Below are 18142 nucleotides of genomic sequence, written 5' to 3'. Positions count from 1 at the left end.
TACCTATGGATTTAGATCGTAAAGATTTAGTTGAACAATACGGGAGACTGGTTGCTACCATTGCTCACCGGATGATCCAGAATAAGGAGATTGCGAAAGAGGCAGCACAGGAAGTCTGGTATGAAGTCTTTAAAAGCCTGTCTTCTTTTAATGGAGATTCTGAATTGTCTACCTGGATTTACACGGTTGCGAAACGGACTATTTTACGGTATGCTCAAAATGAAAAGGTAGCGACACTGCTGAAGCTGGAGCAATTCAGAGGATTGGAGGAAATTGAATATTCCGGCTCTGACGAGGATCGGAAAGAATGGGTGAAAGAAAGGTGTGACTGGTGCCTGACTGCATTGAACCACTGTTTGAATAATGATGCTCGTCTGATCTTCATCTTTAAGGAAAATATAGGTCTTTCCCATAAACAGATCAGTCGTATTATGGAGATGTCGGAGGAGAATGTCCGGCAGATATCCTCTCGTTCTATCACTAAGATCAGCCACTTTATGAATGAAACCTGTCCGTTATATAACCCTGCCGGGACATGTAAATGCCGAATTTGCAAACAAGTTTACCATATCGATCTGAACAAAGAATATTCTACTGTAGCGAAAATGATACGGCTGGCCGATCTGTATCAGAAATTCGAAAAAGATTTACCAAGAAAGAATTATTGGGAAAAATTTTTGGACTGAGTTGTCACATATCCTGCTCTTTTGTTCACTAATGATTAATGTATAACTTAAAAAAGTAGACATTATGAGTAGAATTGAATTTTTGAGAGAACAGATCATTGAAGCAAGAAATTTTGTCAATCGCCTGGTTTCGGAACTCCCCGAAGATTTATGGTTTGTCATACCGGAAAATACGGATTCAAACTTCGCCTGGCAGATCGGACATCTGATCGTTGCCCAGAACTTTCATGCAATAACTGTGATAACGGGATTGAATGAAAAAATAAAACGGGTGATTCCTTTGGCGCAGTATAATAAACAGTTTAACGGGATGGGTACGTTGCACCGGTCTGTCAAAGAGGATGTTGTAACAGCTTCCGTATTGAAAAGCCAGCTGGACGCTGTTCATGAAATTTGTATTGAAAACCTGTCGGGTTTAAGTGATGATATTTTATATACTCCGTTAGAACCTATTCCTTTTAGACATCCGGTTGCTGAAAACAAATATGAGGCATTGTCCTGGTGCTTCAAACATGAGATGTGGCATAGCGCGGAGATGGAGGAAATCAAGCGGAGACTGGGATATCCGATCATTTGGATGAATAAATAAACCTGTTTGTGAACAATGTTATAAAACATACTGTTATATAGATGAACGCAAAAGGAGAGATAGATTGGAGGCAGCGGCCTCCATGTTTAGGTTTATTAATTTAATGTTTAGGTATTATGAGACGTTTAGGTATGGCTGTAGCAGCCATTTTATTATGTGCAACAGTAGGTTTTGCACGCGAGAGCCGTAAGATGAGTAAAGAACCGTTTGCTATTAACTTTGAAAAACTGAGTTATTATTTACAATTAACTCCATCTCAGACAAATGAAGTAGCAAATATAAATGAATATTTCCTTGATATGCAACGTGCAAGCCTTCGTTCAAGCGAAAGCAAACAACAGAAGAAAATGCATCAGGCTGTATATGGGAACTTGAAATTGATGAAACAGGTTCTGACTCCTGATCAGTATCGCAAATATGTAACATTGTTGAATGTAACAAATAATAATAACCGCGCATTGAGCCTTTAATAATAAAAGGTACCGGGATTGTTTAATTCCGGATTGAGGTTGTTAAAAATAGATAGAAGAGATTACGCAATTAGTTTGTGTAGTCTCTTCTTTTTTTATCTATCTTTGCAATACTTAAAAGAACAAATAATGATTTAATCTTATCATGAAACAACTAGGTTTTCCTTCTAATGCTACATTGAGAAGCAGTGTTTTCGACTATTCTTTTATTGTAGTCGGAGCTTTTCTCCAGGCACTGAGCTATGTGCTTTTTCTTGCCCCTTATAAAATCGTACCAGGTGGGGTATATGGTATTTCCATTGTTTTACATTATGTCACGAAAGGAGTTTTCTCTGTTTTTCCTGATGGTTTGCCGATGGGTGCTACAGCCTTGTGCTTCAACGTGCCGTTGCTGATACTGGCAATGAAAAAAATCGGGCTTTCTTCGGGGCCGAAAACGATAGTGACATTTGTGCTTATCTCCGTTTTCACCGATACGCTGTCTTATTTCTGCGGAACGGAACCGCTGGTGGAAAATGATACCTTTATTGCCTGTTTCTATGGAGGGGCGATATTGGGTCTTGGTGTGACTTGCGTCTTTAAGGCACAAAGTACGAGTGCGGGGACTGATGTACTGGCCCGCGTCATTGCCAATAATTCCAACCTGAAAGTAAGTAATATGATCATATTGCTTGACTCTGCCATCGTAATGCTCGGTTTGATCGTGTTTCAGGATTGGGCAGTGCCTTTGTATTCCTGGTTTGCCATCTTTGTCTATGGAAAGGTGGTTGAAATGTTCCAGACGGAGAATCCGAACCGTGCCGTATTTATCGTGTCGAAGAAAACACAGGAAATAAAAGACCTGATCGTCGGCAAGATGGGGATGCGCGGTACTTTCCTGCATGGACGCGGAATGTATGAAGGACAGGAGAAAGAGATCATTTTCACTATCGCTGAACGTAAGGATATGCCGCGTCTGAAAGACGAGATTAAAGAGATAGATCCGCATGCGTTTATCTCGACTATGCATGCCAGCAAAGATTCACCCCGCCCGGGAATTTGAGGAATTGAGAAATGATTATTGAAAATTGAAAATTAAATGAGGGGAAAACATGCAAACCGATATTAATTTTCAATTTTCAACTTTCAATTTTCAATAATTTCCTATCTTTGCCGAACTTTAAACTAACATACAGAAAAGTAATGCCTAATATCTCACAGCGGGGTGTCAATATGCCGGCTTCCCCCATTAGAAAACTAGTTCCGCTAGCCAATAAGGCTAAGGCAAAGGGTACCAAGGTGTACCATCTGAATATCGGTCAACCGGATTTATCTACTCCTGAGGTCGCGATGGAGGCGATGCGCCGTATTGACCGTAAGGTTTTGGAATATTCACCCAGTGAAGGGATTCGTAGTTTCCGTGAGAAATTGGTTAAATATTATGCGAAATTCAATATCAATGTCGATGTTGACGATATAATCATCACAACCGGTGGTTCGGAAGCTGTGTTCTTCTCTTTTATGGCTTGTTTGGATCCGGGGGATGAAATTATCGTTCCCGAACCTGCGTATGCCAACTATATGGCATTTGCCATTTCGAGTGGGGCTGTGATCAAAACGGTTCCGTCCACTATCGACGAGGGTTTTGCTCTTCCATCCGTAGAACGTTTTGAGGAACTGATCACACCGCGTACAAAAGCGATTCTGATTTGTAACCCGAACAATCCGACCGGTTATCTCTATACACAAAAGGAGATGGATCAGATTCGTGATATCGTGAAGAAGTACGATCTGTTCCTTTTCTCGGATGAGGTGTATCGCGAGTTTTGTTATACCGGAGCACCTTATATCTCTGCTTTTCATTTGAAAGGGATAGAGAATAATGTGGTCTTGGTCGATTCTGTTTCTAAACGTTACAGCGAATGCGGTATCCGTATCGGTGCGCTGATCACGAAGAACCAGATGGTGAAGGAAAATGTTATGAAATGGTGTCAGGCCCGTTTGAGTCCTCCATTGATCGGACAGATTATTGCCGAGGCTTCATTGGATACGCCTGAAGAGTATATGCTGGAGGTGTATAACGAATATGTGGAACGTCGCAAATTCCTGATCGACGGCCTGAATCGTATTCCGGGATGCTATTCTCCGATCCCTATGGGAGCTTTTTATACGGTTGCCAAACTGCCCGTGGATGATGCCGATAAGTTCTGTGCCTGGTGTTTGGATGAATTTGAATATGAAGGGCAGACAGTTATGATGGCTCCGGCTTCCGGCTTCTATACAACGCCTGGTTTGGGTAAGAATGAAGTGCGTATTGCTTATGTACTGAAAAAAGAAGATTTGGCAAATGCGTTGGTTGTGTTGGCTAAGGCGTTGGAAGCATACCCGGGAAGAGTCATTTAATAATTGAAAATGGAGAATTGAAAATTGAAAATTAGAGAGAGAGGAGGCTGATTCTTAATTCTCAATTTTCAATTTTCAACTTTCAATTGCTATGCGCTTAGAATTATTTATAGCACAAAGAATTCATTTCAGCAAGGAGGGTGACCGGCAGGTTACACCTCCTGCTGTTCGTATTGCCATAATTGGGATTGCGCTCGGGCTGGCGGTGATGATTCTTTCGGTAGCTATTGTAATCGGGTTTAAAAAAGAGGTCCGTAATAAGGTGATCGGTTTCGGTTCTCATATCCAGATCACCAATTTCGATAATAACAGTTCATACGAAACGACACCGATAGCAGTGAGCGATTCATTGCTTCAGGCGCTTCAGGAGTTCCCCGGTATCAAGCATATAGAAGCATATGCCACAAAGATGGGGATTCTGAAAACAGACAGTGATTTTCAGGGAATCGTATTGAAGGGTGTCGATACGGATTATGACTGGAGTTTCTTCCGGAATAATTTGAAAGAGGGTGAGATACTGACGATAAACCCGGATAAGAGTTCGATCGATATCATTATTTCCCGATATTTAGCTGATTTATTAAATCTGAAACTGGGGGATTCTGTTCGGACTTATTTTATTCAGGAAGATATCCGTGCACGCAAATTCAATATTGCCGGGATTTACGAGACCGGTTTTATGGATTACGACAAGTTATTTGTCCTGGCGGATATCAAGCAGATACGTCGTCTGAACGGTTGGGAGAAAGATGAAGTCAGCGGGCTGGAATTGCTTGTCGATGATTACGACGATTTGGATCAGATAGCGGAAGACCTGTATTTCAATTTAGTAGAAAAGCAGGATCGTCATGGAAATACCTATTTTACCCGTTCCATCAAGGAGATGAATCCGATGATATTTAACTGGCTCGATGTGTTGGACGTGAATGTGGTCGTTATCCTTATCCTGATATTTGCTGTTGCCGGTTTCACCATGATCTCTGGTCTGCTGATCATTATTTTGGAGCGGACCAATATGATCGGAATCCTGAAAGCGTTGGGAGAGAACAACGCCAGTATCCGTAAGATATTTCTTTATATCTCTTTCTTCCTGATAGGGAAAGGGATGCTTTGGGGGAATGTGATCGGAATTGCTATTTGCTTGATACAGTCTCATTTCCATGTCATAAAACTGGATCCGTCTACGTACTATCTGGATGCAGTGCCTATCGATCTGAGTATACTTTCTTTAGTTCTGCTGAATATCGGAACATTATGTGCATCCATGCTGATGATGCTCGGCCCGTCTTACCTGATCACCAAGATCGACCCGGCCAAGAGTATTCGGTTCGAGTAATATTTAAAGTCTGAATGTATAGTCGTTCTTCCCTCTGAATATACGGTATATTCTTACGTACAAATTGAACAGGGGCAAGATTAATTCCAATAAAAACAGCCAGCCTGTTACAGGTTTCTGCTGCAGGAGCTTGGCGGATTTATGCAGGATGGCAGCTTTACTGGAAAACTGGATTATGTAAAGTAAGCCCGCCAGTATGGAGATTAACCAGTTCCCCAGGATACCGAATACGATACTGGCAATCACCGCGATAAAGAACAGGAAATAACTTAGGCTCTCCATTCTGAAGAAGGTCAGGTTCCAGCCCTTATAATAACGCTGGGTCGCAGCTCGCGATACTTTCATTTCTTTCCACATACTGAAACGGTCTATCTTTGCCATTTCAGTGATGCTTTCCGGCGAGTATTCCACCCAGGTGTTTTGTTTGGTGGCGGATTCATTGATGAACAGATCATCGTCTCCGGCATGCAGACTGAGCGATTTGTAATAACCTTTATGGGCAAAGAACAAGTCTTTCCGGTAGGAGAGGTTCCGGCCGTTTCCGGTATAAGGGTTTCCGGCAAGGGTGGACGAGATGTATTGCAGTCCGGTTATCAGGTTATCATAAGCGACCAGTTTGTGGAAAAATCCTTTATGGGGACCATATGCACAAAAGCCTAAAATAATGCTTGTCTGGGATGTATAGTTGCGTGCCATGGCAGATATCCAGTTTTTACCCATCGGTTCGCAATTGGCTTCGGTGAAAAGGAGGATCTCGTGTTTGGCCGCTTTGATACCGACGGTAAGTGCCAGTTTTTTGCGGCTCAGGTATTTTACGTCTTCCGGGATATAGGTATGATAGAGGTGGTCGTATTCGTTCTTGAATGTTTTTAAAACCTCGTCACTCTCGTCTGTAGAGCCGTCGTTGACGACGATAATTTCGTATTCCGGATAGTTCTGATTCAGTAAGGCCGGAAGATGTTTCCTAAGATTCTCCGATTCGTTCTTGGCATAGACAATCACGGAAACGGCGGGTTTAGCCTGTCCTGCCTCCATTTGTCTCCTTTTTGCCTGTCTCAACGGGCGGGCATAGGTGACAAGATAATACAAAAGCTGGATGATGAAAAGACCGGCTGTTGTAGATGCCAGGATCAATTCTATATGGTTGAAAATAAGTAAGTCGTTCATTATTGAAGATGTAAATTTAAAAAACGTACAAATGTACATGTTTCCTGCCTAATTACCACACTCATAAAAGAAATATCCCGTTTCGTCTGTTTTTCTGAATGTTCCCATTTATACCAGTAAATGTGCAATTAATGTAAAAGGCGGACGGAAGGAAGACAGTACTTTTGTCGCGGTAATTTTAATAGGTATAATGTGATGAATAGAAAAATGGGAATCGTGGTTCTGGTCCTTTCTTTATTGGCGGCACTGGAACCTTTGAGTATAGACCTTTATCTTCCGGCTTTTACGGATATTGCTGAAAGTCTGCAGGTTTCTCTGAGTGAGGTACAAATATCCTTATCCATCTTCCTGGCTGGTTTTGCTATCGGGCAACTGTTTTGGGGATCGCTTTCCGATTATTACGGACGGAAAAATCCGATCTTGCTGGCGACTGCTTTATATACGGTCAGTTCGTTTGCTTCCATCTATGTGACTTCGATTGAACAACTTTGGGTGATCCGTTTCTTTCAGGCTTTCGGAGGATGTGCCGGTGTTGTGGTCGGACGTGCAGCTGTGAACGACCTGTTTGTGAATGAACAACGGACAAAAGTATTTTCTTTGTTGGTGATTATTTCAGGAATTGCCCCTGTCATTGCTCCGACTATTGGTAATTTGCTGTTGAAACAATGGCATTGGCACGGGGTTTTCAATACGATGGCGTTGTTAGGTGCTTGTACTATCTTGCTGACCTGGGCGTTTCTTCCGAATAGTAAGCCGATGCCTTTACCCGAAGGTGTGAAAGCGAAGAAACCTTCGTTGCGGGAGATGGTGAAAGGGTATGTGCGGGTGATGAAAGTATGGCCGTTCATGGTCTATACGATTATTGGCTGTATGGCTTACGGCGGTTTGATGGTGTATGTTTCCAATGCTCCGTTCCTGATCATGGAAAAGGGCGGAATGTCGGGAGATACGTTTGCCATTATTTTTGCAGTCAATTCGTTGGGTTTGATGTTCGGTACCTATATCATCAATTTCTTCCTGAAATATATGACGTTGAAGAAGTTGGTGAGATATACGCTTGCCTTTCAACTGCTGATCGGGGTATTGCTGGTGGTGACTTCGTTGGTGTCGACTTCCGTTGTGCCTTTGCTGGTGTTGGTGTTCCTGAATCTGATACCGATCGGGTTGTTGCTACCGGCAACGACTTCGCTTGGACTCGCTTATTTTAAGGAAGACAGCGGGGCGGCTTCGGCATTGATGGGATTCCTGCAATTATTGTTTACTGGAATACTGTCGGCTGTAGTCAGTTTCCTGCAGAATAACTCGGTGGTGCCGATGATGTGCGGGCTGTTCGTTTGCGGACTGACCTCTTTTATGCTGTTGTTTGTCGATACACGGCGACGGTTGGCGATGATCAAAGTCCGTTCATGACAGGTCTTTCTTCAATAACGACCGGAATTGTTCGGGGGTACAGCCACTTTGCTCCTTGAAGAAGCGGGTGAAATAAGATGCTTCGCTGAATCCCAGGCTGAACGCGATTTCCTTGAAGCTCGAAGCTCCGGAACTGATCATGCGTTTGGCTTCCAGTAATAGCCGTTGGTCTATCAGTTGTTTGACTGTGTGGCCGACGGCCTTTTTTGTCAGCTCGTTCATCCGTTTGTTGCTGAGGTTTACTTCACGGGCGTAGAAGTCGGTGGAGCGCTCGTTGATATAATGTTTGTCTATCAGGGACAAGACTTTACTGACGCGTATATCCTGGTCGACCCGGGTATCGGTATATAATAATAACAGATGGGTGATCAAAGCGTGCATGTATGAGTTGAGCAGGCTTTTCCGGTGCAGTCCTTCATGTTCGGTGTAGATCAGACGGGCGATTTGGCGGATCGCTGAGGTTTCTTTCTCCGGGAGAAGAAGCATGCTGGGAAATGTATGATCTGCATAACTCTCGATATGGAGGCAGAGGCGCTCGAAATAATCGGGATTGATGGCAAACAGGAATCCCATTTGTCCTTTTAGTTTCATCGTATGTACTTGTCCCGGGCGGAGCAGGTAAAGCTGATTGGACTGTAAAGGGTATTCGATAAAGTCGATGCTGTGGCTCTCGTCTGTTCCCGTTTCCGTGAAGAATAACAGTTCGTAGAAATTATGCCGATGTGATCCTCTGAAATTCAAAGGCGCGCAATTCTCAATCCGTTCGACGACAAAGAAGTCCGTTTCATCCAGGTTATGTACGGGAATATTATCTAAGAACATTTCACTCTGTTTTATCGCAAAGATAGCTTTTTAATCCTTATTTTTGTGTAGTATATCCTCCTGAAATATGAATGAAACTGTTCTCGAAAAACTGAAAATATTAGCAGAATCAGCTAAGTATGATGTATCCTGCGCGTCAAGCGGCACAACCCGTTCCGGAAAGAAAGGAATGGTCGGAAGTGCGGCTGGGTGGGGGATTTGCCATAGTTTTGCGGAAGACGGGCGATGTATTTCCCTGCTGAAGATCATGTTGACCAATTTTTGTATGTATGATTGCGCCTACTGCATCAACCGTCGGAGCAATGACCTGCCCCGGGCGACGCTTTCCGTGACGGAGCTGGTCAATCTGACGATCGAGTTTTACCGGAGGAATTATATAGAAGGGCTCTTTCTGAGTTCGGGTGTGGTCCGTAGTCCGGATTATACGATGGAGCGTTTGGTGCGTGTCGTGAAAGACCTGCGTCTGATACACCGTTTCAACGGCTATATCCATATGAAGAGCATTCCCGGAGCCAGCCAGGAACTGGTGAATGAAGCCGGATTGTATGCCGACCGTCTCAGCGTGAATATCGAGATACCCAATGAGAAAAGTTTGCAGGCTCTTGCTCCGGAAAAGGACTTTAAGAGCGTCTTTACCCCGATGCGTTACATTCAGCAGGGGGTATTACAAAGTGCGGAGGAGAGGAAACGTTTCCGGCATGCTCCTCGTTTTGCTCCTGCCGGGCAAAGCACGCAGATGATTGTCGGAGCGACAGCCGATACGGACAAGGATATTCTCCGTTTGTCGTCTGCTCTCTATCAGCGTCCGACGATGAAACGTGTTTATTATTCGGGGTTTATTCCTGTGAATGATTATGATAACCGGCTTCCGGCATTGAAGCAACCGCCTTTGGTGAGGGAAAACCGCTTGTATCAGGCGGATTGGTTGTTGCGTTTTTATGAGTTTAAGGTGGATGAGATCGTGAACGATGCTTATCCGGAACTGGATCTGGAGGTCGATCCGAAGTTATCGTGGGCACTGCGGAACCCGCATATGTTTCCGGTCGATATCAATAAGGCGGACTATGAATTGCTTCTCCGTGTACCCGGTATCGGGGTAAAATCGGCGAAGATGATCGTTGTCTCCCGCCGCTATTCCCGTTTGGGATCGGAACAATTGAAAAAGATCGGGGTCGTGATGAAGAAAGCGCAATACTTCATCACTTGCCATGAGCTGGCGATGCGGACGGTAAACGAACTGACACCGGAGAATGTACGCCATATCCTGACGCAGAAAAAAGGCAGGAAACTGGACGACCGTCAACTAACAATTCAATTTCAGGATGTATTGTGAACGTGATGTAGAGGTAGAAATGTAGCATTCTTTACGGATGCGTGAATTGAAACAGGACATATTGTGATTGCTTTTATATATGACAAAACTTTCGAGGGATTACTGACTGCCGTCTTCGACGCTTACGTCCGGAAGTCTTTTCCCGATGTGCTGCTGGCGGAGGGCGAGCCGTTACCTCTGTTCTGCGAGGAAACGGTGACGATTTATTCCGACAAGAAAAAGGCGGACCGGGTTTGGAAAGGGCTTGAAAAGAAGGTGTCGAAACTATCTCTGTCGGGGCTGACAGTCTCCTGGCTGTCGGAGCTGCCGGAGGTCGACATGCTGTTGTTCCGCTATATCCGCAAGGCGCTTGACCATTCGAAATCTATTGAGATGAATTTCGGTGATCCTGATGTACTACAGATATCCAAGGTTTGGAAGAAAGTAAGCAACGAACGTCTCCGCATCATGCAGTTTCTCCGTTTCCAAAAGGCATTGGATGGTACTTACTTCTCTGCCGTCGAGCCTATATATAATGTATTGCCGCTTGTCCTTCCGTATCTGAACGATCGTTTTGGCGATCAGAAATGGCTGATCTATGATATGCGCCGGGAGTATGGCTATTATTATGATCTGAAAGAGACGATCGAGGTTCGTTTCGAACAAAAGGAAGAGCATCTGTTATCCGGCTTCCTCAATGAGAGCCTGATGGATAAAGATGAGAAACTGTTCCAGCAGATGTGGAAAGAGTATTTCAAGACGATTGCCATCAAAGAACGTATCAATCCGAAGCTGCACCGCCAGCATATGCCTGTCCGTTTCTGGAAGTATATGACGGAAAAGCAATAGCATCCTATCTTTTTTGCCTGAATAAAGCTGTTTTTTTCGTGCAAATAGCTTGTTCTTCTTGTTTAGACCCCCATTTTGCCCTCTTTTACATCCGGATGTGAACGATGCTAAGACCCGGGTGTGAAGGGTATAGAGACCCGGGTCTCAAGAAAGATATCTAACTATGTTGTTAATAATAAGATATATACATCACCAACTTTGTCGGGTAGTTTTGTGATAGTATGATGGTTGAAAATAGTACTATCACACCAACTATCATTGGTTTTATCCTTTAAATATCAAAGCGTACTTGATCGTTTATGATAGTATGATAGTTGTTTTTCAGTTTTTTATTTCTGCCAGATTTCCCAGCCGGCAAATGCCTGCAACAACAGCATCTCAAGTCCGTTTTTGACGACAGCTCCTTTTTCTTTTCCTTTCTTCATGAAAAGTGTCTCATCCGGATTATACAGCAGGTCGTATAACAGATGGTCAGGGGTGAGCAGATCGTAAGGAATATCAGGGCAATCATTGATATTAGGGAACATTCCGAGCGGAGTTGTATTGACAATAACCGTGTATTGTTCCATCGTTTTGGCTGTGATCTCCTCATAGGTAATGCAGAATTCTTTCGGCTTGCGTGAGACTAAAGTAGCGCCGACTCCCAGTTGTTTCAATCCCTGGAAGACTGCCTTTGAAGCTCCGCCTGTTCCGAGGATCAGGGCTTTCCGGTGCGTTTCGTTCAGGAAAGGTTCGATCGATTGCTTGAAACCGATGATATCGGAATTGTAACCGATCAGCTTTGTTCTTCCGAAAAGACCTTTTGTAAACTTGATCACGTTGACGGCACCGATCAGGCGTGCATCTTCATCCAGCTCGTCCAGATAAGGGATCACCTGTTCTTTATAAGGGATCGTAACGTTCAAACCTTTTAATTCGGGATTCTCTTTCAGAACATTCTTTATCTCTTTGATGTTCGGAATCTCGAAATTTACATATTGAGCATCTATCTTTTCCGCCTCAAACTTCTGGTTGAAATAAGTTTTGGAAAATGAATGCCCGAGTGGATATCCCAATAAACCATATTTCTGCATAACCTTCTTCTTTTTATGTTTAAATTGTAGGGGCAGTTCGCGAACTGCCCTTACTACTGCCCTTACTGGGCGAACTGTCCTTACAGGCTGTATATAATGAACAAATTCCAAAGGTAAAGGTGCGTGCTTTCGCCTGTGTAAAACCTTGACGGGCGAGTAGTTCTTCCATAACCTTTCCTTGAGGAACGACCTTGATGGATTCCGGCAAATAACTGTATGCCGCTTTTTCTTTTGAGAACAACCGGCCTATAAATGGAATAATCGTCTTTGAATAAATAGGGTAGAGCTGTTTCATCGGAAAATGTTCCGGGGTGGAAAGCTCCAGGATCATGAGATGGCCGCCGGGTTTCAGGACCCTGAACATCTCTGCTATCCCTTGTTCTATATTTTCAAAGTTACGTACTCCGAATGCGGCAGTAACGGCATCGAACGAGTTGTCCGGATAAGTAAGCGCCGTACAGTCTTGTTGTTCGAAAGAGATATGCTCCGAAAGACCGGCACGGGCTACTTTCTCACGTCCGACCTGCATCATACCTTCCGAAATGTCGGCGCCGATGATCCGGTCCGCCTTCAGTTTCTTTTGCATGGAGATGGCCAGGTCGCCTGTTCCGGTTGCGATATCCAGTATCGACTTCGGAGAAAAAGGACGCAGGAAAGCGATACCTTTCCTGCGCCATATTTTATCAATTCCGAACGAGAGCGTATGGTTCAGCAGATCATAGGTGCCTGCAATCGAGTCGAACATACGTCTGACTTGTGTGCTCTTTTGTTCTTCCCTGTTGTAAGGTAAAATCTGTTCCGAACCGTACTTCATACATTCTTATTTATTGTTCAGATAATCTGTAACGTTCTTTTCGATACGTGCAAGCAAGTCGTCTGTATCGCCTTTCACGAATTTTTCGCCGGTGATATGTTCGAACAGCTCGATGTAGCGGTCGCTGATACCTTCGACGATAGCCGGAGTCATTTCAGGAACCACCTGGCCTGCTTTACCCTGGAAGCCGTTATCCATCAACCATTCGCGAACGAATTCTTTAGACAGCTGTTTCTGCGGTTCACCTTTGGCGAAACGGTCTTCGTAACCTTCTGAATAGAAATAACGGGAAGAGTCCGGTGTATGGATCTCATCGATCAGGTAGATCTTACCGTCACGGTGACCGAATTCATATTTGGTATCGACCAGGATCAGTCCGCGTCCGGCTGCAATCTCTGTACCACGTTTGAAGAGCTCCATTGTATATTTTTCAAGAACGGCGTAGTCGGCTTCAGAAACAAGTCCCTGTTTCAGGATTTCTTCTTTGGAGATATCTTCGTCGTGAGCACCGATGGCAGCTTTCGTTGTCGGGGTGATGATAGGTTCCGGGAAACGCTGGTTTTCGCGCATCCCTTCCGGCAGTTTCACACCGCAGATTTCGCGTACACCGCTTTTGTAAGCACGCCATGCGCTACCGCAAAGGTAACCGCGTACGATCATTTCAACAGGGAAACCTTCGCACTGCACACCAACGGTAACCATTGGGTCGGGTGAAGCCATTTTCCAGTTCGGACAAATGTCGGTGGTCGCGTCAAGGAATTTGGCAGCAATCTGGTTCAACATCTGGCCTTTGTAAGGAATACCTTCCGGCAATACTACGTCGAAAGCTGAAATACGGTCGGTTGCGACCATCACCAATACTTCGTCATTGATATTGTACACGTCGCGTACTTTACCATGATAGACACTCTTTTGTCCCGGGAAATTGTAATCTGTTTTAACTAACGCCTTCTTCATGACCAATTTATTTTTAATTGTTTTCTGATAGTTTGTTGTTCTTTTCTGTTGTTGTCTTAGCGGCGGCATGCGCGGCTTTTTTCTTTTCGTCGAATTTATCGTAAGCTTCGACGATGCGTTGCACCAGTTTATGGCGTACGATATCTTTCTTATCGAATTCAATCTTGCCGATCCCTTTTACGCCTTTCAGTATCTGCATGGCCTGCACGAGTCCGGAAGTCGCTGTGGGAGGAAGGTCGATCTGCGTTACGTCACCGGTAATGATCATTTTAGCATTCATACCCAGGCGGGTGAGGAACATCTTGATCTGGTGCGTAGTCGTATTTTGTGCTTCATCGAGGATAATAACGGCATCGTTCAGCGTACGTCCGCGCATAAAAGCCAGTGGAGCGATCTGAATCACGTTATTTTCCATATATTCTTTGAGTTTCGCTCCCGGTATCATATCCTGCAGGGCATCGTACAACGGCTGGAGATACGGATCGAGCTTGTCTTTCATCTCTCCCGGAAGGAATCCCAGCTTCTCGCCGGCTTCGACGGCAGGTCGGCTCAGGATGATCTTCCTTATTTCTTTGTTCTTTAATGCTTTTACGGCCAGGGCGATCGCAACGAAAGTCTTGCCTGTCCCAGCCGGACCGGTGGCAAATACCAGGTCGTTCTCTTCGAACGCTTTCACGAGTAATTGCTGGTTTTCGGTACGGGCAACGATCGCCTTACCGTTCATCCCATGAATGATCAGGTTCTCCTGTTTAACGACGGTCGGGGCTTTACCTTTGATAATGTCGAGTATGACATCTTCGGTCAGGGAATTGAACTCCTCGCAGTATTTCTCGACTTCCCGGATTTTCTTCAGGAACAGTTCGGATTCATCTTCGTCTCCGATTACTTTCATCACATTTCCTCGGGCAACGATGCGAAGCTTGGGAAACAGTGTTTTGATAAGCTGCATGTTCGCATTGTTCACTCCGTAAAAAATAACCGGGTCTACGCTTTCCAGAATATATATTCGTTCTATCATCCGTTCTTTTCCTTTTTCCTTATAATTTTTATGTTTTTATCCCATCTATTATTTAGGTACGCAAAATTAGTAATATTCTTTGTCTCCTAAATAGATTCGGGTTTTTTTTTGAGAATAACTATCGGAACATTTCTTTAAGTTTCCAGTCGTCTTGCCTGCAATCCCATATGGCATGTATTTCGATGAGATCGGGGCTGATTGTATAGATCAGCTTATAATGTTTTTCGACAACAAACGAATGAAAATTCTGTGGAAAATCCTTTAATAAAGGTTCGAGAGGTCCTGCGTGAGGGAATGTCTTTAACGGTTCAGCAGAATCAATGATTCTGTTATATAAGCGAACGGCAGAGCGTTCACTCCTCTTACTGTAATAACCGTAAATATTTTCAAGTAAGGTAATAGCTTGTGGCAACCACTTTAATCTTGTTGGCATAACGGATGTCTTTTTCGTAATTCATCGGAAGTCATGCCTAATCCTTGTTTGGATTCTTCTATAGATTTCTTCAACACCTCTTTCAGCTCATCTACCGTCATTTGTGCCGGCAGGCGTTCGGCTTTCTTGCCTGTGTGCTGGCTGATAAGATTTTTGATCTTGTGCAACAACTGCTCATCATCGATTTGAGTCAATTGTTCAATCAGTGAAAGTCTTAGTTCTAAAGTACTCATATCCATATTCTTTTATTTATGCTGTTTACAAAAGTACGAAATCTTTTTTCTCTTATCCTGTTAAGTCTGTTATTTTTCTTATTTTTGTTTCCCTAAATCAAAAAGGATGAAATTATTTATAAATACAATAAGTTTGGTGGCCGTATTGCTGGCTGTTTGTGCTTTTTCTTCTTGCAAGGAAAAGCGGGGTGAGTTGAAAACTATTTGGTATAATGGTAGCTATAACCGGGACTTTAATGACTTGAATGATGTTCAGTTGGCGGTAGCGCAGAAAATAGGGATAGAACCTATCAGTAACCGGGATGATGCCGAACATGCCTCTAAAAAAATGAAAGAGATCAAGACCTGTGATTATTATGAAGTGGAAGAATTGAAACATTCCATCCCTTATCTCATCCCCGAAGCTGCTACATTACTGGAAGATATCGGACGTAATTTTCAGGATTCCCTTTATAACCTGAATGCTTCCATCTATAAAGTAAAGGTGACAAGCGTTACCCGTACGGTCGATGACGTGAAGAAATTAGGAAAACGTAACTATAACGCTTCCATGAATTCAGCTCACCGTTATGGTACTACTTTTGATATATCTTGGGTTCGTTACACCAAAATAGACGAAAAGGATACGTTGAATATCGATAGCGACCGTCTGAAAATGGTACTTGCGTCTGTGCTCCGCGATCAGCGAAAGGCTGAACGCTGTTATATCAAGCACGAACGCAAGCAAGGCTGTTTCCATATCACAGTCCGTAAATAACAGACTGTGTGAATCTTATTTCAGGATATTTTCTTCAATGATCTTTTTTAACTCGTGCTTGGGCATTGTTCCGAGCATGAATTCTTTTGTCCCGTCCGGTTTGCAGATAAGAAGTGTCGGGATGGTACGGATATTGAATGCCGTCTCCAGAGCTTCCTCATTATCTACATTCACTTTATAGATAGTCAGTTTTCCATCGTATGTTTCTGCGAACTCATCCAATATTGGATCCAGGCGTTTGCAGTAACCGCACCACGGTGCCTGGAAGTCCACGATACAAGGTTTGTCTCCTATATATTTCCAATCTTTCGGATCTGCTTCAAAATTACCAACTTTCTGAATGAAATCTGCTTTTGTCAATTCTACTGGTTTCATATGCTCATTGTTTTTATTTACAGTGCAAAATTATACAAGATTCAGAAGCGATGAGATAGCAAAATGTCTAATATATTTGTCAATTTTACCGGATTGCTTTACTGCCTCTGTATATTAAAATAGCTGTATAAGGAGTAAGCCTAGCATTACGGAAACTCCTGTCGCGATCAATCCGGGGATCATAAAAGAGTGATTCAGGATATATTTCCCGATATGGGTGGTTCCTGTACGGTCAAAATTGATCGCAGCTACGACTGTCGGGTAGTTCGGTATGAAAAAGTAACCGTTCACGGCAGGGAAAAGGGCGATCAACATATAAGGAGATATTCCCAGAGCGATTCCCAGCGGCAATAAAGCACGTACGGTTGCCGCCTGGCTGAATAGCAGGATAGACATCAGAAACAGGGCGATCCCGAATAACCAAGGCATTTCGGTAACGATTTGTTCAATCGAGCCTTTCAGCTCCGCCATATTCCCTCCGATAAACGTATCGCCCATCCAGGCAATACCGAAGATGGCGACAACAGCCTGCATACCGGCAGAAAAGACCGAACCCTGAACGGCTTTGATCCCGTCTGTCCGGGTTGCCAGCAGGATAATGGCGGCAGCCGACAACATCAATATCTCGATAATGTAAGCCATCGACAGAGACTGGCCGTTGAATGTCGGACGGATACTTTCGATGGAACCGAACAGGATGATACCGATAGTCGCCAGGATAAATATGATAACCGACCAGCCGGCCGCTTTCTGATTCTTTACATCTTTCAACTCATACTTTTGGGTTGTGAATTCACCTTCTGCAATACGTCTTTTAAATTCAGGATCGTCTTCCAGCTCTTTACCGACACGCAGGGAATAGAAAGCACCAGCCAGCACGCCTGCCAGCGTACAAGGTACGGAGATCATCAGAATATCGAATAGAGTCACATTGAATCCTTGTCCCACCAGCATACTCAACAGAGCCACGGTCGCCGCAGAGATCGGACTGGCTGTAATAGCCTGCTGTGAAGCGATCACGGCAATACCCAGCGGGCGTTCCGGACGTATTTTCGTTTCGGTCGCCACTTCCGCGATAACCGGTAAAACCGAGTAAGCCACATGTCCTGTCCCGGCAATAAACGTGAAAACATAGGTAACCAGCGGACTTAATATTGTAATTTTGGAAGGATTCTTACGAAGAAGTTTTTCTGCCCATTTCACCATCAGGTCCAGGCCACCGGCTGCCTGCATGCAACTGGCTGCAGCGATGACGGCTACGATCATCAACATCACGTCGATAGGAGGAGAAGTTGGTTCGAGCCCGAAGACAAAAGTCAGTACGGCAAGCCCGAGCCCACCTAAAACACCAAGCCCAATACCACCAAGGCGAGCTCCGATTATAATTGCAATTAGTACAAACGCTAGTTGAATTAACATATTCAGTAACTTGTTATTGTAGATTTAGTTTGTGAAAGCT

20 protein-coding genes are annotated in these 18142 nt (G+C 44.0%); 10 read left to right on the top strand and 10 right to left on the bottom strand.

Annotated elements, in window-relative coordinates; genetic code table 11:
• Positions 1 to 5 precede the first annotated feature (5 nt).
• The 6 genes from P3L47_RS22475 (at position 6) to P3L47_RS22450 (ending at position 5463) form a co-directional block, all read left to right on the top strand.
• A complete protein-coding gene (locus P3L47_RS22475; RefSeq protein ID WP_129732408.1) occupies positions 6 to 686 on the top strand; it encodes an RNA polymerase sigma factor in 681 nt (226 codons plus the stop codon).
• Between the two features lie 64 nt (positions 687 to 750).
• On the top strand, positions 751 to 1275 hold the full coding sequence (locus P3L47_RS22470; RefSeq protein WP_129732409.1) for a DinB family protein: 525 nt from the start codon (positions 751 to 753) through the stop codon (positions 1273 to 1275).
• A gap of 116 nt (positions 1276 to 1391) precedes the next feature.
• Positions 1392 to 1745 carry a hypothetical protein gene (locus P3L47_RS22465; RefSeq protein ID WP_277782187.1) on the top strand — a complete coding sequence of 118 codons (354 nt, stop codon included), beginning with the start codon at positions 1392 to 1394 and terminating at the stop codon, positions 1743 to 1745.
• A gap of 145 nt (positions 1746 to 1890) precedes the next feature.
• Positions 1891 to 2787 (top strand): YitT family protein, encoded by an 897-nt coding sequence (locus tag P3L47_RS22460; protein ID WP_122363360.1) that lies wholly within the window; start codon positions 1891 to 1893, stop codon positions 2785 to 2787.
• Between the two features lie 140 nt (positions 2788 to 2927).
• The gene (locus P3L47_RS22455; protein WP_122352286.1) at positions 2928 to 4127 is read left to right on the top strand and encodes a pyridoxal phosphate-dependent aminotransferase; all 1200 of its coding nucleotides are present in this window, start codon (positions 2928 to 2930) and stop codon (positions 4125 to 4127) included.
• 91 nt (positions 4128 to 4218) lie between these two features.
• Complete coding sequence (locus P3L47_RS22450; RefSeq protein ID WP_277782186.1) at positions 4219 to 5463, top strand: ABC transporter permease; 1245 nt, start codon at positions 4219 to 4221, stop codon at positions 5461 to 5463.
• Between the two features lie 3 nt (positions 5464 to 5466).
• Here P3L47_RS22450 and P3L47_RS22445 read toward each other — a convergent pair whose 3' ends face one another.
• Positions 5467 to 6630, bottom strand: a complete 1164-nt coding sequence (locus P3L47_RS22445) for a glycosyltransferase (RefSeq protein WP_122363357.1) — start codon at positions 6628 to 6630, stop codon at positions 5467 to 5469.
• Between the two features lie 195 nt (positions 6631 to 6825).
• Here P3L47_RS22445 and P3L47_RS22440 point away from each other — a divergent pair, with 195 nt between their 5' ends.
• Positions 6826 to 8040 (top strand): multidrug effflux MFS transporter, encoded by a 1215-nt coding sequence (locus P3L47_RS22440; protein WP_277782185.1) that lies wholly within the window; start codon positions 6826 to 6828, stop codon positions 8038 to 8040.
• Here P3L47_RS22440 and P3L47_RS22435 read toward each other — a convergent pair.
• Complete coding sequence (locus P3L47_RS22435) at positions 8035 to 8862, bottom strand: helix-turn-helix domain-containing protein (protein WP_277782184.1); 828 nt, start codon at positions 8860 to 8862, stop codon at positions 8035 to 8037. The genes P3L47_RS22440 and P3L47_RS22435 overlap by 6 nt on opposite strands.
• Before the next feature lie 67 nt (positions 8863 to 8929).
• Here P3L47_RS22435 and P3L47_RS22430 point away from each other — a divergent pair, with 67 nt between their 5' ends.
• Entirely contained in the window at positions 8930 to 10195 is a 1266-nt protein-coding gene (locus P3L47_RS22430; RefSeq protein WP_277782183.1) for a putative DNA modification/repair radical SAM protein, read from the top strand.
• 63 nt (positions 10196 to 10258) lie between these two features.
• Entirely contained in the window at positions 10259 to 11023 is a 765-nt protein-coding gene (locus tag P3L47_RS22425) for a TIGR03915 family putative DNA repair protein (RefSeq protein ID WP_122363353.1), read from the top strand.
• A 329-nt stretch (positions 11024 to 11352) separates the two neighbouring features.
• Here the strand turns inward: P3L47_RS22425 and P3L47_RS22420 are convergent, their stop codons facing one another.
• The 6 genes from P3L47_RS22420 to P3L47_RS22395 form a co-directional block, all read right to left on the bottom strand.
• Positions 11353 to 12096: a shikimate dehydrogenase family protein gene (locus P3L47_RS22420; RefSeq protein ID WP_122363352.1), complete on the bottom strand. Its 744-nt coding sequence runs from the start codon at positions 12094 to 12096 to the stop codon at positions 11353 to 11355.
• Positions 12097 to 12115: 19 nt separating this feature from the next.
• Complete coding sequence (gene ubiE / locus P3L47_RS22415; RefSeq protein ID WP_277782182.1) at positions 12116 to 12910, bottom strand: bifunctional demethylmenaquinone methyltransferase/2-methoxy-6-polyprenyl-1,4-benzoquinol methylase UbiE; 795 nt, start codon at positions 12908 to 12910, stop codon at positions 12116 to 12118.
• 6 nt (positions 12911 to 12916) lie between these two features.
• Positions 12917 to 13867, bottom strand: a complete 951-nt coding sequence (locus P3L47_RS22410; RefSeq protein WP_122352296.1) for a phosphoribosylaminoimidazolesuccinocarboxamide synthase — start codon at positions 13865 to 13867, stop codon at positions 12917 to 12919.
• Between the two features lie 13 nt (positions 13868 to 13880).
• The gene (locus P3L47_RS22405; RefSeq protein WP_277782181.1) at positions 13881 to 14885 is read right to left on the bottom strand and encodes a PhoH family protein; all 1005 of its coding nucleotides are present in this window, start codon (positions 14883 to 14885) and stop codon (positions 13881 to 13883) included.
• A gap of 118 nt (positions 14886 to 15003) precedes the next feature.
• A complete protein-coding gene (locus tag P3L47_RS22400) occupies positions 15004 to 15318 on the bottom strand; it encodes a type II toxin-antitoxin system RelE/ParE family toxin (RefSeq protein ID WP_122363348.1) in 315 nt (104 codons plus the stop codon).
• Positions 15303 to 15551: a hypothetical protein gene (locus tag P3L47_RS22395; protein ID WP_122363438.1), complete on the bottom strand. Its 249-nt coding sequence runs from the start codon at positions 15549 to 15551 to the stop codon at positions 15303 to 15305. Before P3L47_RS22395 ends, P3L47_RS22400 begins: the two co-directional genes overlap by 16 nt.
• 106 nt (positions 15552 to 15657) lie before the next feature.
• Here P3L47_RS22395 and P3L47_RS22390 point away from each other — a divergent pair, with 106 nt between their 5' ends.
• Positions 15658 to 16308, top strand: a complete 651-nt coding sequence (locus tag P3L47_RS22390; RefSeq protein ID WP_122363347.1) for a DUF5715 family protein — start codon at positions 15658 to 15660, stop codon at positions 16306 to 16308.
• Positions 16309 to 16323: 15 nt separating this feature from the next.
• Here the strand turns inward: P3L47_RS22390 and P3L47_RS22385 are convergent, their stop codons facing one another.
• Together P3L47_RS22385 and P3L47_RS22380 are read right to left on the bottom strand one after the other, a co-directional pair.
• A complete protein-coding gene (locus P3L47_RS22385; protein ID WP_122363346.1) occupies positions 16324 to 16683 on the bottom strand; it encodes a thioredoxin family protein in 360 nt (119 codons plus the stop codon).
• Between the two features lie 114 nt (positions 16684 to 16797).
• Positions 16798 to 18102, bottom strand: coding sequence for an anaerobic C4-dicarboxylate transporter family protein (locus tag P3L47_RS22380; RefSeq protein WP_122363345.1), 1305 nt, complete (start codon positions 18100 to 18102; stop codon positions 16798 to 16800).
• Positions 18103 to 18142: the final 40 nt, after the last annotated feature.

Origin of the sequence: Parabacteroides chongii, assembly GCF_029581355.1 — a bacterium.
Classification (GTDB): domain Bacteria; phylum Bacteroidota; class Bacteroidia; order Bacteroidales; family Tannerellaceae; genus Parabacteroides; species Parabacteroides chongii.
This window is presented reverse-complemented; position numbering and strand designations above follow the sequence as displayed.

Excerpts from the sequence above, each read along its gene's own strand:
- P3L47_RS22475 (WP_129732408.1), top strand. The coding sequence starts at position 6 with ATGGATTTAGATCGTAAAGATTTAGTTGAACAATACGGGAGACTGGTT.
- P3L47_RS22470 (WP_129732409.1), top strand. The coding sequence starts at position 751 with ATGAGTAGAATTGAATTTTTGAGAGAACAGATCATTGAAGCAAGAAAT.
- P3L47_RS22465 (WP_277782187.1), top strand. The coding sequence starts at position 1,392 with ATGAGACGTTTAGGTATGGCTGTAGCAGCCATTTTATTATGTGCAACA.
- P3L47_RS22460 (WP_122363360.1), top strand. The coding sequence starts at position 1,891 with ATGAAACAACTAGGTTTTCCTTCTAATGCTACATTGAGAAGCAGTGTT.
- P3L47_RS22455 (WP_122352286.1), top strand. The coding sequence starts at position 2,928 with ATGCCTAATATCTCACAGCGGGGTGTCAATATGCCGGCTTCCCCCATT.
- P3L47_RS22450 (WP_277782186.1), top strand. The coding sequence starts at position 4,219 with ATGCGCTTAGAATTATTTATAGCACAAAGAATTCATTTCAGCAAGGAG.
- P3L47_RS22445 (WP_122363357.1), bottom strand. The coding sequence starts at position 6,630 with ATGAACGACTTACTTATTTTCAACCATATAGAATTGATCCTGGCATCT.
- P3L47_RS22440 (WP_277782185.1), top strand. The coding sequence starts at position 6,826 with ATGAATAGAAAAATGGGAATCGTGGTTCTGGTCCTTTCTTTATTGGCG.
- P3L47_RS22435 (WP_277782184.1), bottom strand. The coding sequence starts at position 8,862 with ATGTTCTTAGATAATATTCCCGTACATAACCTGGATGAAACGGACTTC.
- P3L47_RS22430 (WP_277782183.1), top strand. The coding sequence starts at position 8,930 with ATGAATGAAACTGTTCTCGAAAAACTGAAAATATTAGCAGAATCAGCT.
- P3L47_RS22420 (WP_122363352.1), bottom strand. The coding sequence starts at position 12,096 with ATGCAGAAATATGGTTTATTGGGATATCCACTCGGGCATTCATTTTCC.
- ubiE (WP_277782182.1), bottom strand. The coding sequence starts at position 12,910 with ATGAAGTACGGTTCGGAACAGATTTTACCTTACAACAGGGAAGAACAA.
- P3L47_RS22410 (WP_122352296.1), bottom strand. The coding sequence starts at position 13,867 with ATGAAGAAGGCGTTAGTTAAAACAGATTACAATTTCCCGGGACAAAAG.
- P3L47_RS22405 (WP_277782181.1), bottom strand. The coding sequence starts at position 14,885 with ATGATAGAACGAATATATATTCTGGAAAGCGTAGACCCGGTTATTTTT.
- P3L47_RS22400 (WP_122363348.1), bottom strand. The coding sequence starts at position 15,318 with ATGCCAACAAGATTAAAGTGGTTGCCACAAGCTATTACCTTACTTGAA.
- P3L47_RS22395 (WP_122363438.1), bottom strand. The coding sequence starts at position 15,551 with ATGAGTACTTTAGAACTAAGACTTTCACTGATTGAACAATTGACTCAA.
- P3L47_RS22390 (WP_122363347.1), top strand. The coding sequence starts at position 15,658 with ATGAAATTATTTATAAATACAATAAGTTTGGTGGCCGTATTGCTGGCT.
- P3L47_RS22385 (WP_122363346.1), bottom strand. The coding sequence starts at position 16,683 with ATGAAACCAGTAGAATTGACAAAAGCAGATTTCATTCAGAAAGTTGGT.
- P3L47_RS22380 (WP_122363345.1), bottom strand. The coding sequence starts at position 18,102 with ATGTTAATTCAACTAGCGTTTGTACTAATTGCAATTATAATCGGAGCT.